Here is a 15,266-nt window from a genome sequence, read left to right as displayed (position 1 = left end):
CTTATTATAAGCACGTATAAAAGACACTAATTGATGCAATGGTAGCAAAACGTTTTTTTTAATCTATAGCAGAAACGTAAACATAAGCTAATGATAGCATCAATAGTACAAAAATATCGCAACGTTAGCATGTCATCATCAGCGAGGTTGGGCGTCGAATTAGGCATCGCGTCAAGACAAAACTAGTTTTGATTGCACGATCAAAAGTGACATAAAGTGACATGAAAAAACCATTAATGATTGCTCACGAATGGTTTTTTTGGTTTATACATTAGCATTTTAGAACGCGGCAGGTATCGTGCCCATGCGCTGGCTAATAGGCTGACTACGACCTAATAGACTGCTATAAATGGTGGCATTTTCCATCACGTGCTTGACGTAATTACGGGTTTCAGGAAAGGCAATCGACTCGACGTACTGGTCGGCTGCGAGCGAACCATATACTGGTTGCCAACGCTTGGCATTGTTCGGACCCGCATTATAACCAGCCGTTGCCAACACAGGTTGACGGTTTAGCTTACCGAAAATATCACCCATATACCACGTGCCATAACGAATATTGGTATCGCCACTATTGGCACGGCTGGCGCTATAGGTCTCACCTAAATTTCGAGCAATATATTTTGCTGTGTCAGGCATCACCTGCATCAAACCACTGGCACCAACGTTTGAGCGTGCTGATGCAACAAAACGACTTTCTTGACGCATAATGCCATAAGCCCAAGCAGGATCGATACCAGCAGACTGACTATAACGTACGACTGCATCTTGATGCGGCATCGGATGTGATAACGCTAAGCTGTCTACTCTATCAGTATTATCAACGGCATAAATTGCTCGGTCGAGCCAGCCCATATCATAGGCTTGACGAGCAGCGGCAATAATCAAGTTATCATCACGCTTGTCGCGCGCCTGCTTTACTGCCCAGTTCCATTCACGATTGGCATAGGCACGGCTGGCGTCAGCATTATATAGAGCAAAAGCACGTGCAAAGTTGGCATCTTGCATGACACGTGCGCGATCAGCGGTACTGACATTCGGTAAGTTATTACCACCCAAACGACTGGCATCAAAGCGCTGACCCACTTTATCCTTTGCCATTAAGCCATAATAGTCATTATTTTTTGCCAAGTTTTGATACATTTTTTTAGCAGTATTACGCTTGTTTGCATCGCTTGATTGCTCGTAAGCGCGAGCCAGCCAATATTGCCACTGGTCACTTTTTTGGGTTTCAGCCTCCATTTTTGAGATGGCTTCGACCACATCATCCCAGCGGCTAAAGCGAATCGCTGCCATGGCATAATCTTCGGCTTCTTCAAAATTAAAATCTTCGTCTAGGCTATTGCGGAACCAGTCAACCGCCTCAGCATTAAAACCATCATCCGTATTATGATTCATACGTTGCACCCCAAGGATGCGATACGCATAGCGACGAGTCTCCGCATTCAACAATTTAACTGAACGCTGATTGTCTTGCTTAACATCAAAATCTAACTGTAATGCAGCTTCACGGTAAGACTTGTCAGCAACGCGTCCCATAGCATATAGATATAGGTATTGATTGTTTTGACTGGCAGGTTCTCGACTAAAACGGCTAAAAAAAGCAGACGGATTCAGTTGAATCTCACTCAATGCTGAATAAGCAATGGGCGTTCCTAAACGTGATGACAATGCCATAATGTCACCCGTTTTGCCTTTACGTAGCATACGCTTGAGCCGAGCCGCACGATCCTCATTGCTAATCAGCGCGTTATTATTCATCTCCATCGCGAGCTGGTCACACAAGGCTGGCTGCTTTTTGGTCGTCAACCAAACTTCAGACTTGGCTGCCATAGCCCGCATAGTATCGCCGCCATTATTGAACCCAAGCGCAACCGCACAGCGCTCACTGGCATCCGCATTGGTAATCAAATTCGCAACTTGGCGTACTGAGGCGTAATCATTGGAGCCTGCTTTGGTCTCAGCAAAATCGGCCACCAGCTTTTCTGCCATTACCGTATTTGGATATTGACGCACAAACTGTGATACTGCCGCCGAACTTTGCGAATTAAGATCTAAATTCATCCGCCAATAAGTGGGATACATGGCAAACAAACCGCCGCTCATCGCTTGCTCATAATTGTATAAGGCACTGACATCACCGCGTTCTGCCGCAATTGCCGCTGCTGTAAATGAGCTCACACCATTGTCTGACTGATAGCCACTGTTTTGTTGATAGCTGCCTTCTTGCTGATAACTGTCCTCTTCGCCCCACGTCAGCTCAGCACAAGCCACCTGTGACAATCCTAGCGCACTCATTGCTGTCGCCAAACTTAACGCACTGACTCGTAGCGTCCTTGCTTTCAATCGTTTTGCATCTTCATTTTGCTTAATAGATTCTCTATCCTTGATGCTATGAGCAACCTGCGGCTTTGTCATACTGACTCTCTTTGTAATGTGTCCAAATGATTTGGCTAAATAATATATTTAGCATAACAATGCCAAAACGGCGTAAATCGCGATTTAATTAATCGCGCTAATATGGTCGCATTCATCATACTATACTCGTTGCACTTTCAACCATCACCTTTACCTTTTGTTAATAAATACGATAGCACGGTGTAACATAGAAGTGATAGCAAGCCATAATTTTTGCCAAACGCGTTACTAGCAGCAGTAAATAATTGATACTGTTATAAATAATTTATCATAACGACCAACAATTGACGCTGCTAATTTTTCACATTGTCATAGGGTTGTGATAAAATACGCCACCCGTTAATCACCTATCACGCTATATTTTAGTCAATCATGGACTTATCCTTATGAGTGTTACTGTATTTAATCCCCGCATCGATGACACTGCTGTCGCTGAAACAACCGCTACTGCGCCTGCTGTCACTGCACTCAAAGAATCAAGTTCAGCCCAAGCACCTGTCAAAACAGCGACTAAGAAAGTCTTTGTCACTACGCAGGGCTGTCAGATGAACGTCTATGATTCTGGCAAAATGCTGGATGTGCTCGGTGATTCCCATGGTATGGAAGTCACGCATGATATCGATGAAGCCGATGTGCTGCTGATGAATACCTGCTCTATCCGCGAAAAAGCGCAAGAAAAGGTATTTTCAGAATTGGGTCGCTGGCGCAAACTAAAAGAAAAGCGTCCTGATCTTGTGATCGGTGTCGGTGGCTGTGTTGCCTCACAAGAAGGCGATAACATTCAAAAGCGCGCGCCTTATGTTGATATGGTATTTGGCCCGCAGACATTACACCGTTTGCCAGAGCTGTATGATCAATCACATGAGCAGCGTGAAATCGCACCAAAAAATCGCATCGGCACAGTTGACGTATCCTTCCCAAGTATTGAAAAATTCGACTTTTTACCTGAGCCAAGAGTAGAAGGCTTTAAAGCCTTTGTCTCTATCATGGAAGGTTGCTCAAAGTATTGCTCATTTTGCGTGGTGCCTTATACCCGCGGTGAAGAATTGTCACGCCCACTCGATGACGTATTGGCTGAGATTGATAGCTTAGCGGCGCAAGGCGTGCGTGAAATCAACCTATTGGGTCAAAACGTCAACGGCTATCGCGGTGAAAAAGACGATGGCAGTATTTGCCGTTTCGCTGAGCTGTTACATTATGTCTCGCATGTCGATGGTGTTGAGCGTATTCGCTATACGACCAGCCATCCGCTAGAGTTCACTGATGACATTATTGATGCCTATGCACAATTGCCAGAGCTGGTTTCTCACTTGCATCTGCCTGTTCAAAGTGGCTCAAATGCTATCTTGGCAGCGATGAAGCGCAACCATACAATCGATGTTTATATCAATCAGATTAATAAGCTCAAAGCCATTCGTCCTGATATTCACTTATCGAGCGACTTTATCATTGGCTTCCCTGGTGAGACGGATCAAGATTTCCTAGATACCTTGAACTTGGCAAAAGAGTTGAATTTCGATCATTCTTACAGCTTTATCTATTCTAAGCGTCCGGGTACGCCGGCGGCAGAATTGCCTGATGATGTGAGTTTCGCAACTAAAAAGGCACGCTTGGCAGAATTTCAACAGGTTATTATCGATTCAACCCTTGCCAAAACCCATGAAATGGTCGGCACTACGACTCGCGTCTTGGTTGAGCAAGTGGCCAATCGTCACCCTGACTGCTTAATCGGCACGGCGGACAATACCCGTACCGTGATGTTCCCTTTTGACGTTGATAAAGTAGATGAGCTACTGGGTAAAATCGTCAGTGTACGTGTGACTGATTTTGTCAGTCCGCATATGGTAAAAGGCGAGCTGGTTGAGGTTTTGGCTTAACCCTTTATAAAAAACTGTATAAATGAAAAAACCGCTCTCTATTTAAGTAGGGAGCGGCTTTTTATTTGGCTTTGTAGGTGAGTTTATTTTTTCAGTCTCATGTAAAGAGTACCAATAAAACGTAACCCCCTGATTCAACGAGATAGATGTTACAAATCATAAATACTAGTGCTTAAATTCAAGGCACAGCTAATACAGCGCAATTACATAAGTCTCTACTCTGAAATTGAGTCATATCACCAGCCTTAAGCTCTAGTATCGGAAACACTCTGACCGTCAAAGGTTTGTTTAATCGATAAGCCATAGTGCCCGTATCTCGCATCAAGGCACATAGTTTATCGATAGGTGTATCCCCCGGAATAGGAACTGTATCAAGACCAATGCCGCAGACAGCGCTATTGGTTAATAACATAGGTATGTCAAACTCATTATCGATAGTGGCTTGCGCTAATCCTTTATCCTCAGTGACTGCCAACATCAATCCTGAAAACCCAATAATATCGATACCTGTAATAGATTTAAAAACTTTCGTTAATAAAGCCGATATTTCAACCGTACCCGAAGCGCCAAAATAAGGAACGCCAAGCAGTTTGTAAACCTTAACCATTGAATGACAATCTTTAGAAGGTGCGGGTGAAGTGTCCATACCTAGATAATTCCACCCTGAGGCTGCGTTAAGTCGTTTCACGCAGCTATCGACATTATCGATATGATACTGTAATGCTACGCTCAAAGCATCAAAGGCAATGCGCTGACGTTGCTGATAACTAGCAGAATCAAAGCTGGATTGCTTACGTACCTGCTGCAAAGTTTTTACCAATAAATCAGGCGTTTCAAGACCAATAACGAAGCCTTTATTCACCTCACCGCTATGATAGCTCGCTGGAAAGTAAGGAATAAATTCATCACAGTTAAAATTTACCGTAAAGTTGAAATTACCTTCCCCTCTAGGTGTGAGTTTAGCAATATTTTGTACCGCGCTCGCACATTGCTCAATCAATGCATTATCTAAGATACCGATATCATTAGCGGTGACATTCACACAAGCATTGCACAAATCGCCATATTGAGCAATAAGCTCGGGCAAAATGCTAATTTCTTGTGCTGTCTTAGCCTCTCCTATTGCAAAGCGAACCCGCAGACCATTTTTACCTTTATTGAGCGTCGCTAAAATATCAGTGATGGTAGCCAATCCAGTGGCAGCAGTTAACACCTTTGAAGTATCTAGATACTCACCAAACGGGTTGGTTACTATACGTATTGATTGTACGGTATAGCCTTCATTATCTAAACCTGCGACTATTTTTTCACAGTGCTTAATAGCCTCTTCCAACACAGCATGCCATGTTGTCATGTCCAAATCTAAATTGATAAATGTAGTTACTGTGCGTACTTTGCAAAGATTTTTATCTTTTAATTTTTCTTGCATATCAAAGTCTAGCAGCGTCTCTAAACTGAATGGTTGGTTAGTATCAGGACTATCATTCATGGTTTTCTCCGTTTATTAATCTAAGTCAAAAAAATAACTTATAATAACTGGACATTTATCGATATACTACTCGATGCTAATTTTATTTTACGATTATACATAGAGTGTTAGCCTTAGAATGAGTTATTTTTTCAAGCTCATGTGGACAGTACCGATAAAATGTAACTCATCGACTTGAGATAGATACTTTCTTGGTATAAATCCCTATAAGTTGGTTATCTAAACCTTGCGAATCGTAAAAAACTGCATTACAATTTTGTTTTTTACGAAATATCCTTTATATAAAACCTCTCTAATTATCAGTTTTTAATAAGGAGCTGTAGTATATAAGTACAATGCTTGCTAAATTGCTGACAAAGACGTTTAAACCAAAAAACCATTTAAAACCTCAGCCAATAACGCCGCGGCAATTAAAATAAATATCACCCCGCATCCGCGATTGAGCCATGCCAAACGCTCACCAACATCAAGCCAACTAGCCAGCTTTTTACCGCCAATGGTATAAATCAGCTGCCAAATCGTCTCGCTCAAAAACAGCCCACAAGTCAGCATAATATACTGCGGCCATAACGGCGCACTAAAATTGATAAATTTGGGGAAGAAAGCTGCAAAAAATAAGATGGCTTTGGGGTTAGATAGCGATACCCAAACACCTGTACGGAACAAGGTTACATTGCTTGGCGAGATTCTCACCGCTGCGCTTGAGAGCGAACGTGGCTGCGGTGTACCAGCTGTATCTTCACTGCCAGAAATAGAATATTCAGCCGCGACTTCTTCGCTCATTTCACGAGCATCACTCATCAAGCTGCCATCGCCTACATCGCGCCAAGAGCTAATACCCAGATAGATTAAATACGCCGCACCCACTGCTTTAATGACTGTCAACAACCAAGGCGACTGGCGACTGATCACATCGAGTCCAAGTAGTGTCGATAGCAGCAAAATAAACAACCCAAGGCTCAGTCCTGCCAGCGTCCACAATGTGCGCTTTACGCCATAGTTCATGCCATACTGAAACGCGAGCAGCATATTGGGACCTGGGGTCGCTGAAATAAAAAACGTACTTGCAAAGAATACTGCAAACAGATGCCAAGACATCGACCAACCCCTACTATGTGTATATCAGCAGCTCTCACACGAGTCGCTACATTACCAAAAAATAATACCGCCATTTAGGCGGTATTATTTATACTTACTCACATTATATACTTATGTCTGGTATTTTTATATATTATTTACTTGTGCAGCTGTTTAGCAATTTCTGTAAAAAACCATCACAGCGCTCAATTTCACTCAGCTCGACATATTCATCGGCTTTATGTGCTTGCTCAATACTACCGGGACCGCAGATAATCGTTGGGATGCCAGCATTGGTAAATTGCCCGCCCTCAGTTGCATAAGCCACTTTATGACGCTCTTTATCTCCAGTCAGAGCGGCTATTAACGATTGCAATTCAGCACTGTCGTTATCAGTCATTGCCGGTACGCTTTCTTCTTGCATCAGCTCAATGCCAGTATCGGCAGCACGTGCTTGCATCTGGGCATTTAATTCTGCCACTTTCGCTTGAATCGGTGCAAGAATATCCTCTTGCGTCATATGCGGCAGGTTACGATAGTCAAAGGTAAACTCGCATAGATTAGGCACAATATTGGTCGCGGTACCACCTCGAATCGTGCCTACAGACAATGTGGAATAAGGCACATCGAATAGCGCGTCCCCATCTTCAAGAGCACCATCACGATGGCTCAATTCTTCTGCCAACTCATCAACATAACCAATCAAACGACTGGCATAGCTGATAGCATTGACACCTTGGGCGGTCAATGACGAATGCGCAGACTTACCATGGACGCGGCAACGATAAACGGCAATGCCTTTATGTGCCACAACCATCGTCATATTGGTTGGCTCACCGACGATACAATAATCAGGTGTGATACCACGAGCTTTCAAATCTGCCAGTATCAATGGCGCACCCAAACAGCCCACTTCTTCATCGAATGACAATGCCAAATGCAGTGGACGACGTAACTGACCGCTATTTGATAATTGCACAGCGCGTGGTAATAACGTCAATGCACAAGCGATAAAACCTTTCATATCACACGCACCGCGCCCGTATAGCTTATCGCCACGTATCGTCGCAGTGAATGGATCTGACGCCCAGTCTTGACCATCAACTGGCACCACATCGGTATGACCAGACAGCACCAGACCATGATTTACTTCATCAAAGTTTTTGCCTACTGGCACAGTAACGAATAGATTGGCCTTGTTTTTGGCTTCATTAAAAGTCAAATCTACTATCAAACCTAATTGTTCACAGTACGCTTGCACATCTTCAATCAAGGCTAAATTTGAATGGCGACTGACCGTATCAAAAGCAATCAAGCGTGTAAGCCAATCGATACTATGCGCAGGGTAAGACGTATTTTTGAGCTGATTATTATTGTTCGAAGTCATGAAATATCCTTATCACGATATAATACCGATTTTAGAAATACGGTTAGCGATGTTAAATTTTCCAAGCCTACTAGATGTAGTACTCGCACTCGTTTTTCGCTACTGTAATTTCTGGAATGGTAAAAATAGAAAGCGTTAGCATCTTTGAAATGCGCGCTGTTGCAGCGCCTTTACTTCTGCATCTAAGCCTGCAATCGGACCTTGTACTGGTATGTTCGGAGCCACTTCTTGAATACTTAATGAATTGATCGGTGATGAGGATTTTACGCCCATCTCCTGCATCCATTCATCCAACTGTTTTGATGAGCTGACATAAACGATACGACCAAGCCCTGCCCACGCATGCGCGGCCGAACACATGGCACAATGCTCGCCCGAGGTATAAACCACAGCGTTAGCGCGCGCCTCCGCTGTCATATTTGCTGCTGCCCATTTTGCAACGGCAATTTCAGGATGATAAGTAGCATCGACCGTATTGGCTCGGTTACGATCTTCATGCAGCACATGACCATCGTCGTCGACCAATACGCTACCAAATGGCTCATCGCCCGCCTCTAGCGCTTCAGTAGCAAGCTCTACGCAGCGGCGCAAACACATCATATCATTGTCGGTGATCATCATAATCTCCCTTCTATTATCTAAGCGCCAGTAATGACTCTTAAAATCTCTCATATCTTTTTAGAAAATACTCGGGCGTGTTCTCATTTTGAAAATGGTGATAAAAATGAGATAAATGATAGCCGAATCAGGAAAATAGCGCAGATAATATCGGGATATTAACCAGCTATTTGACGTAGTTTTGCAAGATTTAACTATTTTTAACCCATTTAGTAGTTTTCGCTTAGATTAGGGGTACGCCCTAGCATGGATGATAAGTTGGCTTTTACGACAGATTGCTTCTTACGATAGCGTCTTTATTATGAAGGACGGTTTTGATTCATCGCATCAACGACTGGCGGCATTGGCTTTGGTAACTTGCCTTCTGCCTGCAGCTCTTTGGTGGTTTTGGCACCGATAGCCAGTCCAGCAATCAGGGCAATATCTTTAACAGGTTTACGCTTGCGGGTGGCAAAGCTCACTGGCACCATGCGCGCAAACTCATAAATATGCAGATAAGACTCTTCGCCACCTTCAAAGTTTTCATCATCTTCTAAGCGAATACCACCGATTTTAGCCAAATCAGACAGCATCTCATTTTCGTCACCACTGAGACCACAGTCGGTAATCCCAAAGCCCGTCATAAAACCATTTGCCCACTGTTTCAATGCCATCACGCGCTCGTACAAATCATGTTCATCATCTGGTACTAATGGCGTGTAAGAATAAGCATCGTCTTTGTCTTTAAGCTGAAAAACAGTGTCTTCCGCTTCTTCTGTTAACAGTGTCAATGCCTCGTCAGGTAACGGCGCAAAACTGAGCTCCTCAAATACCTTAGCCCATACTTGCTCATCAGGCGCATTACAGGCCGTCATCAGCCCTGTCATCAAGCCGTGCACTTCGCTGATAGACACGTCAGTCCAGTCATCAAAAGCAGTCAGCCATGTATTCCAGCCAGATATATTGTCATTCATAATAAAGATCCTAGTGATTGATTATTGCTTAAAAAATATTGCTTAAAAAATAAAAATAGACGAATAAAATAGGTGTGAGACATCGCTTGATATTATCAATCAAACCATGGCTAATAAAAATAAACAAACAACACCTAATATAGGTAATTACTTTGTTGATATAGATATTATGCGGTCACCTATGGCATTATTAAACGCAGAGAACAAAATTCATTCACGCTTACTTGTTAAGGATAAAAACTGACTATGTATGATCAACTTAGAATATTAGAAAAAATGATACTCGACATCAAAAAACAGTATCAGCTTGTCAGTGCTGAACTTAGCAGCCTCAAACAGCATCCTGTTAGCGACCCTCAAGAGCTTGCAGCATTAACGACCAAGCTCAACACTAGTCATAGCGAACGCGACGGTGCCAAAAAACAATTGAACGATCTCGACAAGCGCTATCAAAGCTTGGCTGAAGCGCATCATATGATAGGCGAAGAGCAAGACAAACTGCAAAAACAGGTCAGCCAATTGCAACAACAAAACAGCCAGCTACAGCAACAAAACAATGAATTAAAGCAGCAATATAGCGATATTAAACAGCAAAACAGTGAGCTGCAGAAAAAGAATCAATTGGCAGCAGAGCGTACACAAGTTGTATTAAAACGCTTAACCCACATCGATCAAGTAGAAGGCTGATCAGTGATGGCAATGAGCGATCATTACTACTTGCTAATGAAACCGACAAAATCAAAACGGTAATATTTTATATTACTCATTTTACTGACCAGACATTGTAGGATTTATCATGACCGATGACCACAAAAACTCTATAGAAAAAAAGCCACAAAATGGCCAACAGCAGAATATTTCTTCTAAACCACAACCAGTCGCTGCAACTGGTTCAAATACGTCGAGTGCTACTGTGAAAACCACTATCCCTGAACCACAAATCAAAAAGGTTGATATTGCAATTGCGGGTGTCACTTATCCTATTTATTGCCCAGTACACGAACAAGAAGAGCTGCTCTCAGCTGTCTCGTATATCAATAACCATGCACTAGATCTCAAACGAGATGCGCCAAGCCTCAGTCAAGAAAGTATCTTAGTATTGTGCTGCTTGAATTTGTATGAAAAAATACACACCAATCAAAGAAGCGATGAAGATCGACTACAGCAAGACAAACAATCTGAAGCGCTATTAAATAAAATTATGAAAGACGCACAGTCTGTTTTATAAGCGCATATTACGCGACGAAACAATAAGCGCTTCGCTCTGATGAGCCAAGCACTTTTTTATGCCCAAGCCATAATCTAATTATTTATACGTCAGGGTTATAAACCTTACCTGCATGAAAATCTGCTTGATGCTCATAATTGCAAAAAAACAATGTTTGGTTTTCGCCAATGGCACTCTCACTATTTGCAGCCAAGTTGGGCTTGGTTTCAAGGACGCCGCGGTATTCAGCTAAGCTGTTGCCACAAAAATTGCACTGACGCGGTGTAATCACATCCCCTTTTTTTGGCATCATGCTTTTGGGCGCACGCGGGTACATAAATTTATAAAACCCCCACATTACTATCCAAATAACGATGATGATAATGATAACAGCAAACACGGCAGTGCTCCTTTAAATATGAGTAAGCGCTATGAATGATAAAAGCCGTTTGGCGGATTATTCAATACGTCTGAACAGTATAACTTAACCATCAATACTGACGATAGTGCTATGCTTTAGCGAGTTAATTGTCCATCCATTTATCATGATAATTTATCAATAAATGCCATGATATGGCGTAAAAAACTGGCCATAGCGGGCCAGTTTTTATATTAAATAGAAAATAATAAAGTGAGCGATCTATATTAGTGAAACTATAGCTGCAACTCACTGATATCAGCGACGGTTAAAAACAGTGCGCGTACTTGCTTAAGCAGCGCTAAGCGGTTGTTTTTAAGGGCGGCGTCTTCACTGTTGACCATCACATTATCAAAGAATTGCGTCAGCGGCTCATCTAAGCTAGCAAGCGTTTGCAATACTTGTGTGTAATCAGCTTGTTCTAGCAGCGGTTTAACCGCCGTCTGCGCTTGCAGCACACTTGCATATAAACTTTGCTCGGCAGATTCAGACAATAGCGCTTCATCCACAGTATCAGCGACACTCACTTCTGACTTAGCCAATATATTGGCGACACGCTTGTTTGAATCAGCAAGCATTGAAGCTTGTGACAATTCGCTAAAGGCTTGTACCGCGCGAATACGCTGATCAAAATCGAGCGGCATATGCGGGTTAATCGCTTGCACTGCCTGAATGGTATCGACGCTCACGCCCTGTTCGGTATACATCGCCCGATAGCGCGAGTTTAAGAATGCCATGACCTGAGTAAACGTATCACCCATTTTTTCAATCTTGCTGCCTTCAGCGTCACTATAGCCTTTGATTGCTTGTTCAACGAGCGCAACCAGATTAATTGGCAATTGCTTTTCGATCAAAATACGCAAGATACCGATGGCTGAACGACGTAAACTGAACGGATCTTTTGACCCTGTCGGCGCTTGGTCAATGGCAAAAATACCAACAAGCGTATCTAAACGGTCGGCTAATGCTAAGCAAATGCCAATTGGCGTCTGTGGTAATACGTCACCGCTGAACTTGGGCAAATATTGCTCTTCTAAACTTGCCGCGACTGCTTCTGGCTCATTATTCAGACGCGCATAATAAGTGCCTGCGATGCCTTGTAATTCAGGATATTCACCGACCAATGAGCTTGCCAAATCAGCTTTTGACAAAATACCCGCACGCACCGTTTCATCGATATCAATCTGCTGACCCTGCTGTTGCATCAAGGCGGCAATAAAGGCGGCAAGCTTGGCAATACGCTCAGATTTTTCCCAAATCGTACCCAGCTTGTCTTGGAAGACACGAGTTTTGAGGCTTTCTGTCAACGCAAATAATGGCTGTTTTTGATCTTGTAAGAAGAAAAACTCGGCATCGGCCAAACGTGGACGTACGACTTTCTCATTACCTTCGATAATTTGATTGGGATCTTTTGACTCAATGTTGGTAATAAAAATAAAGTAAGGCTGCAACTTGCCTGCTTTATCAGTTAAGCAAAAATACTTTTGATCCGCTTGCATGGTAGAGATAAGCGCTTCTTGCGGCACTTGTAAAAAACGCGGCTCAAAGCTTGCTCGCAGTGCAATGGGAAAATCAACCAATGCGGTGACTTCATCCAACAAATCTTGCGGCACGATAGCATCAGCATTAACTTCATCTGCTAGCGCTTTGACTTGGTTTTTGATCAGCATTTGACGCTTATCAAAATCAGCCACGACTTTTAAACTGCCTAGTAATTCTTCGTAGTCATTGGCGTGCGCAATCTCGTGATAATCAGGACTATGGAAGCGATGACCACGGGTTTGTGTGCCCGTCTGATGACCTTGGATAATGGCATCAATGACAGCACTATCTTGCATCAATACCGCCCACTGGACTGGACGCACAAATTCATTGCGGCTGGCACCTGAGCGCATACGCTTAGCAATCGGTAGATTGTCTAGTGCAGTCTGAAAAATGGTAGCTAACAGTTCAGTAGTTGCTTGACCATGAATGACTTGCTCATAACCGACATAATCACCTTTGTCGGTGTTAATCGTTATCAGCTCACTGGCTTCAATACCTAAGCCTTTCGCAAAACCCATCGCTGCACGTGTTGGATTACCTTCCGCATCAAACGCGGCTTTAATCGCAGGACCGCGCTTTTGCTCGCTACGATCCGGCTGCTTATCGCTAATGCCCTGAATTTGAAGCGCCAAACGACGCGGTGCGGCAAAGGCTTTGATACTATCAAAGGTAATATCAGCTTCAGTTAACTGCGCTATCACGCTTGCTTGTAGCGCATCACGTAGAGGTTTTAGGCTTTTTGGAGGTAGCTCTTCACACCCCAGTTCAAATAGAATAGTACTCATGGGATGCTCCTATTTATTGTTATTAGTAGATTGGTTGTTATCAATAGCTTGATTGATTTCTGTATTCTCAGCGGCTTCTTCTTTTGGCAGATACTTATCAAGCGCGTCTTGACGATGCGCCTCATCCGCTAATGGAAAGCCTAACTTAGCGCGTGCTTCGACGTAACCAATGGCAACCTTACGGGCAAGCGTACGCACACGTAGGATAAAACGCTGACGTTCGGTCACTGAAATCGCACCACGAGCATCAAGTAAATTAAAAGCATGTGAGGCTTTTAGTACCATCTCATAGGCAGGTAATGGCAAACCTTCGGCAACCAATTTATCTGCTTGCTGCTCATAAAAATCAAACATCTGACCCATCATCGGCACATCGGCGTGCTCAAAGTTATAAGTAGACTGTTCCACTTCGTTTTGATGGAAGACATCGCCATACGTGACACGACCAAATTCACCATCTGCCCAGACCAAATCATAAACGCTATCGACGCCTTGCACATACATTGCCAAGCGCTCAAGACCGTACGTAATCTCGCCGGTCACTGGGAAGCACTCAAGACCGCCTACTTGCTGGAAGTACGTAAATTGCGTCACTTCCATACCGTTGAGCCAAATCTCCCAGCCTAGTCCCCACGCACCCAGCGTTGGCGACTCCCAGTTATCTTCAACAAAACGCACATCGTGCACCAATGGATCAATACCAATGGCTCTTAGCGAGTCCAAATACAGCTCTTGGATATTGGGTGGATTTGGCTTTAGCACCACTTGAAACTGATAATAATGCTGCAAGCGGTTGGGGTTATCACCGTAGCGACCATCGGTTGGACGACGTGATGGCTGCACATAGGCAGCATTCCAACGCTCAGGACCTAACGAGCGTAAAAATGTCGCGGTGTGAAAAGTACCCGCGCCGACTTCCATATCATAAGGCTGCAAAATAACGCAGCCCTTATCGGCCCAATAATTCTGTAGGGTTAGGATTAAATCCTGAAACGTCATCGGTTGAGGGTCTGTATTTTCTATCATCGGAGTTGTCGCTTGGGATGTCATAGTTTGGGTTTTCATAGTAAAGCCACTGTGGAATGGATATTTATAAATAAAGTTTTGATAGCACTCGTATAGCCTATTCGGCAACGACTCTATTTGCCTGCTCACCTTACTAAAAATTGACCATTTTATCTATATTTACATCAATTAAATTTATGCTGCAGACCTAAACCAGTCGTTATAAGGCTCATTTATAATCAAACTGCTGCAATATAGGAGGCACAAAAGTAGCAGATAAAAAAATACCCAAATGCGCGAGCATCTGGGCAGGAGGAAAGGTATGTCTTTGGTATCCTGATGAGTCAGGCTTTTTGTTTTTTAGTCGAACTGCTATTCTTTTTTTTGGTAAAAATCTATCTGAGCTAATCTCTATATTATTTCTATCAAAACAATACTGCTATTAAGCTGCTTGGATTCAACATCGAAGTGCAACGCACCCGAATCT

Annotated in this window: 12 protein-coding genes; 3 read left to right on the top strand and 9 right to left on the bottom strand. The window is 43.3% G+C overall.

Features of this window, described 5'->3' with window-relative positions; translation table 11 throughout:
- Positions 1 to 279: 279 nt before the first annotated feature.
- Positions 280 to 2,418, bottom strand: a complete 2,139-nt coding sequence (locus INT03_RS08110) for a lytic transglycosylase domain-containing protein (protein WP_193008547.1) — start codon at positions 2,416 to 2,418, stop codon at positions 280 to 282.
- Between the two features lie 386 nt (positions 2,419 to 2,804).
- Here INT03_RS08110 and miaB point away from each other — a divergent pair, with 386 nt between their 5' ends.
- Positions 2,805 to 4,295 carry a tRNA (N6-isopentenyl adenosine(37)-C2)-methylthiotransferase MiaB gene (miaB, locus tag INT03_RS08105; protein WP_193008546.1) on the top strand — a complete coding sequence of 497 codons (1,491 nt, stop codon included), beginning with the start codon at positions 2,805 to 2,807 and terminating at the stop codon, positions 4,293 to 4,295.
- Positions 4,296 to 4,473: 178 nt separating this feature from the next.
- Here the strand turns inward: miaB and INT03_RS08100 are convergent, their stop codons facing one another.
- From INT03_RS08100 to INT03_RS08080, 5 genes are all read right to left on the bottom strand, one after another.
- Entirely contained in the window at positions 4,474 to 5,784 is a 1,311-nt protein-coding gene (locus INT03_RS08100; RefSeq protein ID WP_193008545.1) for a DUF711 family protein, read from the bottom strand.
- A 363-nt stretch (positions 5,785 to 6,147) separates the two neighbouring features.
- Positions 6,148 to 6,882 (bottom strand): LysE family translocator, encoded by a 735-nt coding sequence (locus tag INT03_RS08095; protein ID WP_193008544.1) that lies wholly within the window; start codon positions 6,880 to 6,882, stop codon positions 6,148 to 6,150.
- A 133-nt stretch (positions 6,883 to 7,015) separates the two neighbouring features.
- Positions 7,016 to 8,248 carry an acetylornithine deacetylase gene (gene argE, locus INT03_RS08090; RefSeq protein ID WP_193008543.1) on the bottom strand — a complete coding sequence of 411 codons (1,233 nt, stop codon included), beginning with the start codon at positions 8,246 to 8,248 and terminating at the stop codon, positions 7,016 to 7,018.
- Between the two features lie 135 nt (positions 8,249 to 8,383).
- Positions 8,384 to 8,866, bottom strand: coding sequence for a nucleoside deaminase (locus tag INT03_RS08085; RefSeq protein WP_193008542.1), 483 nt, complete (start codon positions 8,864 to 8,866; stop codon positions 8,384 to 8,386).
- 299 nt (positions 8,867 to 9,165) lie between these two features.
- Positions 9,166 to 9,819, bottom strand: a complete 654-nt coding sequence (locus INT03_RS08080; protein WP_193008541.1) for a UPF0149 family protein — start codon at positions 9,817 to 9,819, stop codon at positions 9,166 to 9,168.
- A gap of 246 nt (positions 9,820 to 10,065) precedes the next feature.
- Between INT03_RS08080 and INT03_RS08075 the strand changes: the two genes are divergently transcribed.
- The gene (locus INT03_RS08075; protein ID WP_055124734.1) at positions 10,066 to 10,506 is read left to right on the top strand and encodes a hypothetical protein; all 441 of its coding nucleotides are present in this window, start codon (positions 10,066 to 10,068) and stop codon (positions 10,504 to 10,506) included.
- A 109-nt stretch (positions 10,507 to 10,615) separates the two neighbouring features.
- The gene (locus INT03_RS08070) at positions 10,616 to 11,047 is read left to right on the top strand and encodes a cell division protein ZapA (protein ID WP_055124735.1); all 432 of its coding nucleotides are present in this window, start codon (positions 10,616 to 10,618) and stop codon (positions 11,045 to 11,047) included.
- A gap of 82 nt (positions 11,048 to 11,129) precedes the next feature.
- On the opposite strand, the gene INT03_RS08065 is transcribed toward INT03_RS08070, so the two are convergent.
- The 3 genes from INT03_RS08065 to glyQ all read right to left on the bottom strand — a co-directional run bounded on the left by INT03_RS08065 (position 11,130) and on the right by glyQ (position 14,773).
- Complete coding sequence (locus INT03_RS08065; RefSeq protein ID WP_228244528.1) at positions 11,130 to 11,426, bottom strand: hypothetical protein; 297 nt, start codon at positions 11,424 to 11,426, stop codon at positions 11,130 to 11,132.
- Positions 11,427 to 11,680: 254 nt separating this feature from the next.
- On the bottom strand, positions 11,681 to 13,774 hold the full coding sequence (gene glyS, locus INT03_RS08060) for a glycine--tRNA ligase subunit beta (RefSeq protein ID WP_193008540.1): 2,094 nt from the start codon (positions 13,772 to 13,774) through the stop codon (positions 11,681 to 11,683).
- Positions 13,775 to 13,783: 9 nt separating this feature from the next.
- Entirely contained in the window at positions 13,784 to 14,773 is a 990-nt protein-coding gene (gene glyQ / locus INT03_RS08055; RefSeq protein WP_193008671.1) for a glycine--tRNA ligase subunit alpha, read from the bottom strand.
- Positions 14,774 to 15,266: the final 493 nt, after the last annotated feature.

Origin of the sequence: Psychrobacter sp. PG1, assembly GCF_014897815.1 — a bacterium.
Lineage (GTDB): Bacteria > Pseudomonadota > Gammaproteobacteria > Pseudomonadales > Moraxellaceae > Psychrobacter.
This window is presented reverse-complemented; position numbering and strand designations above follow the sequence as displayed.

Coding starts and splice junctions, on each gene's coding strand:
- INT03_RS08110 (WP_193008547.1), bottom strand. CDS start 2,418: ATGACAAAGCCGCAGGTTGCTCATAGCATCAAGGATAGAGAATCTATT.
- miaB (WP_193008546.1), top strand. CDS start 2,805: ATGAGTGTTACTGTATTTAATCCCCGCATCGATGACACTGCTGTCGCT.
- INT03_RS08100 (WP_193008545.1), bottom strand. CDS start 5,784: ATGAATGATAGTCCTGATACTAACCAACCATTCAGTTTAGAGACGCTG.
- INT03_RS08095 (WP_193008544.1), bottom strand. CDS start 6,882: ATGTCTTGGCATCTGTTTGCAGTATTCTTTGCAAGTACGTTTTTTATT.
- argE (WP_193008543.1), bottom strand. CDS start 8,248: ATGACTTCGAACAATAATAATCAGCTCAAAAATACGTCTTACCCTGCG.
- INT03_RS08085 (WP_193008542.1), bottom strand. CDS start 8,866: ATGATCACCGACAATGATATGATGTGTTTGCGCCGCTGCGTAGAGCTT.
- INT03_RS08080 (WP_193008541.1), bottom strand. CDS start 9,819: ATGAATGACAATATATCTGGCTGGAATACATGGCTGACTGCTTTTGAT.
- INT03_RS08075 (WP_055124734.1), top strand. CDS start 10,066: ATGTATGATCAACTTAGAATATTAGAAAAAATGATACTCGACATCAAA.
- INT03_RS08070 (WP_055124735.1), top strand. CDS start 10,616: ATGACCGATGACCACAAAAACTCTATAGAAAAAAAGCCACAAAATGGC.
- glyS (WP_193008540.1), bottom strand. CDS start 13,774: ATGAGTACTATTCTATTTGAACTGGGGTGTGAAGAGCTACCTCCAAAA.
- glyQ (WP_193008671.1), bottom strand. CDS start 14,773: ATGACGTTTCAGGATTTAATCCTAACCCTACAGAATTATTGGGCCGAT.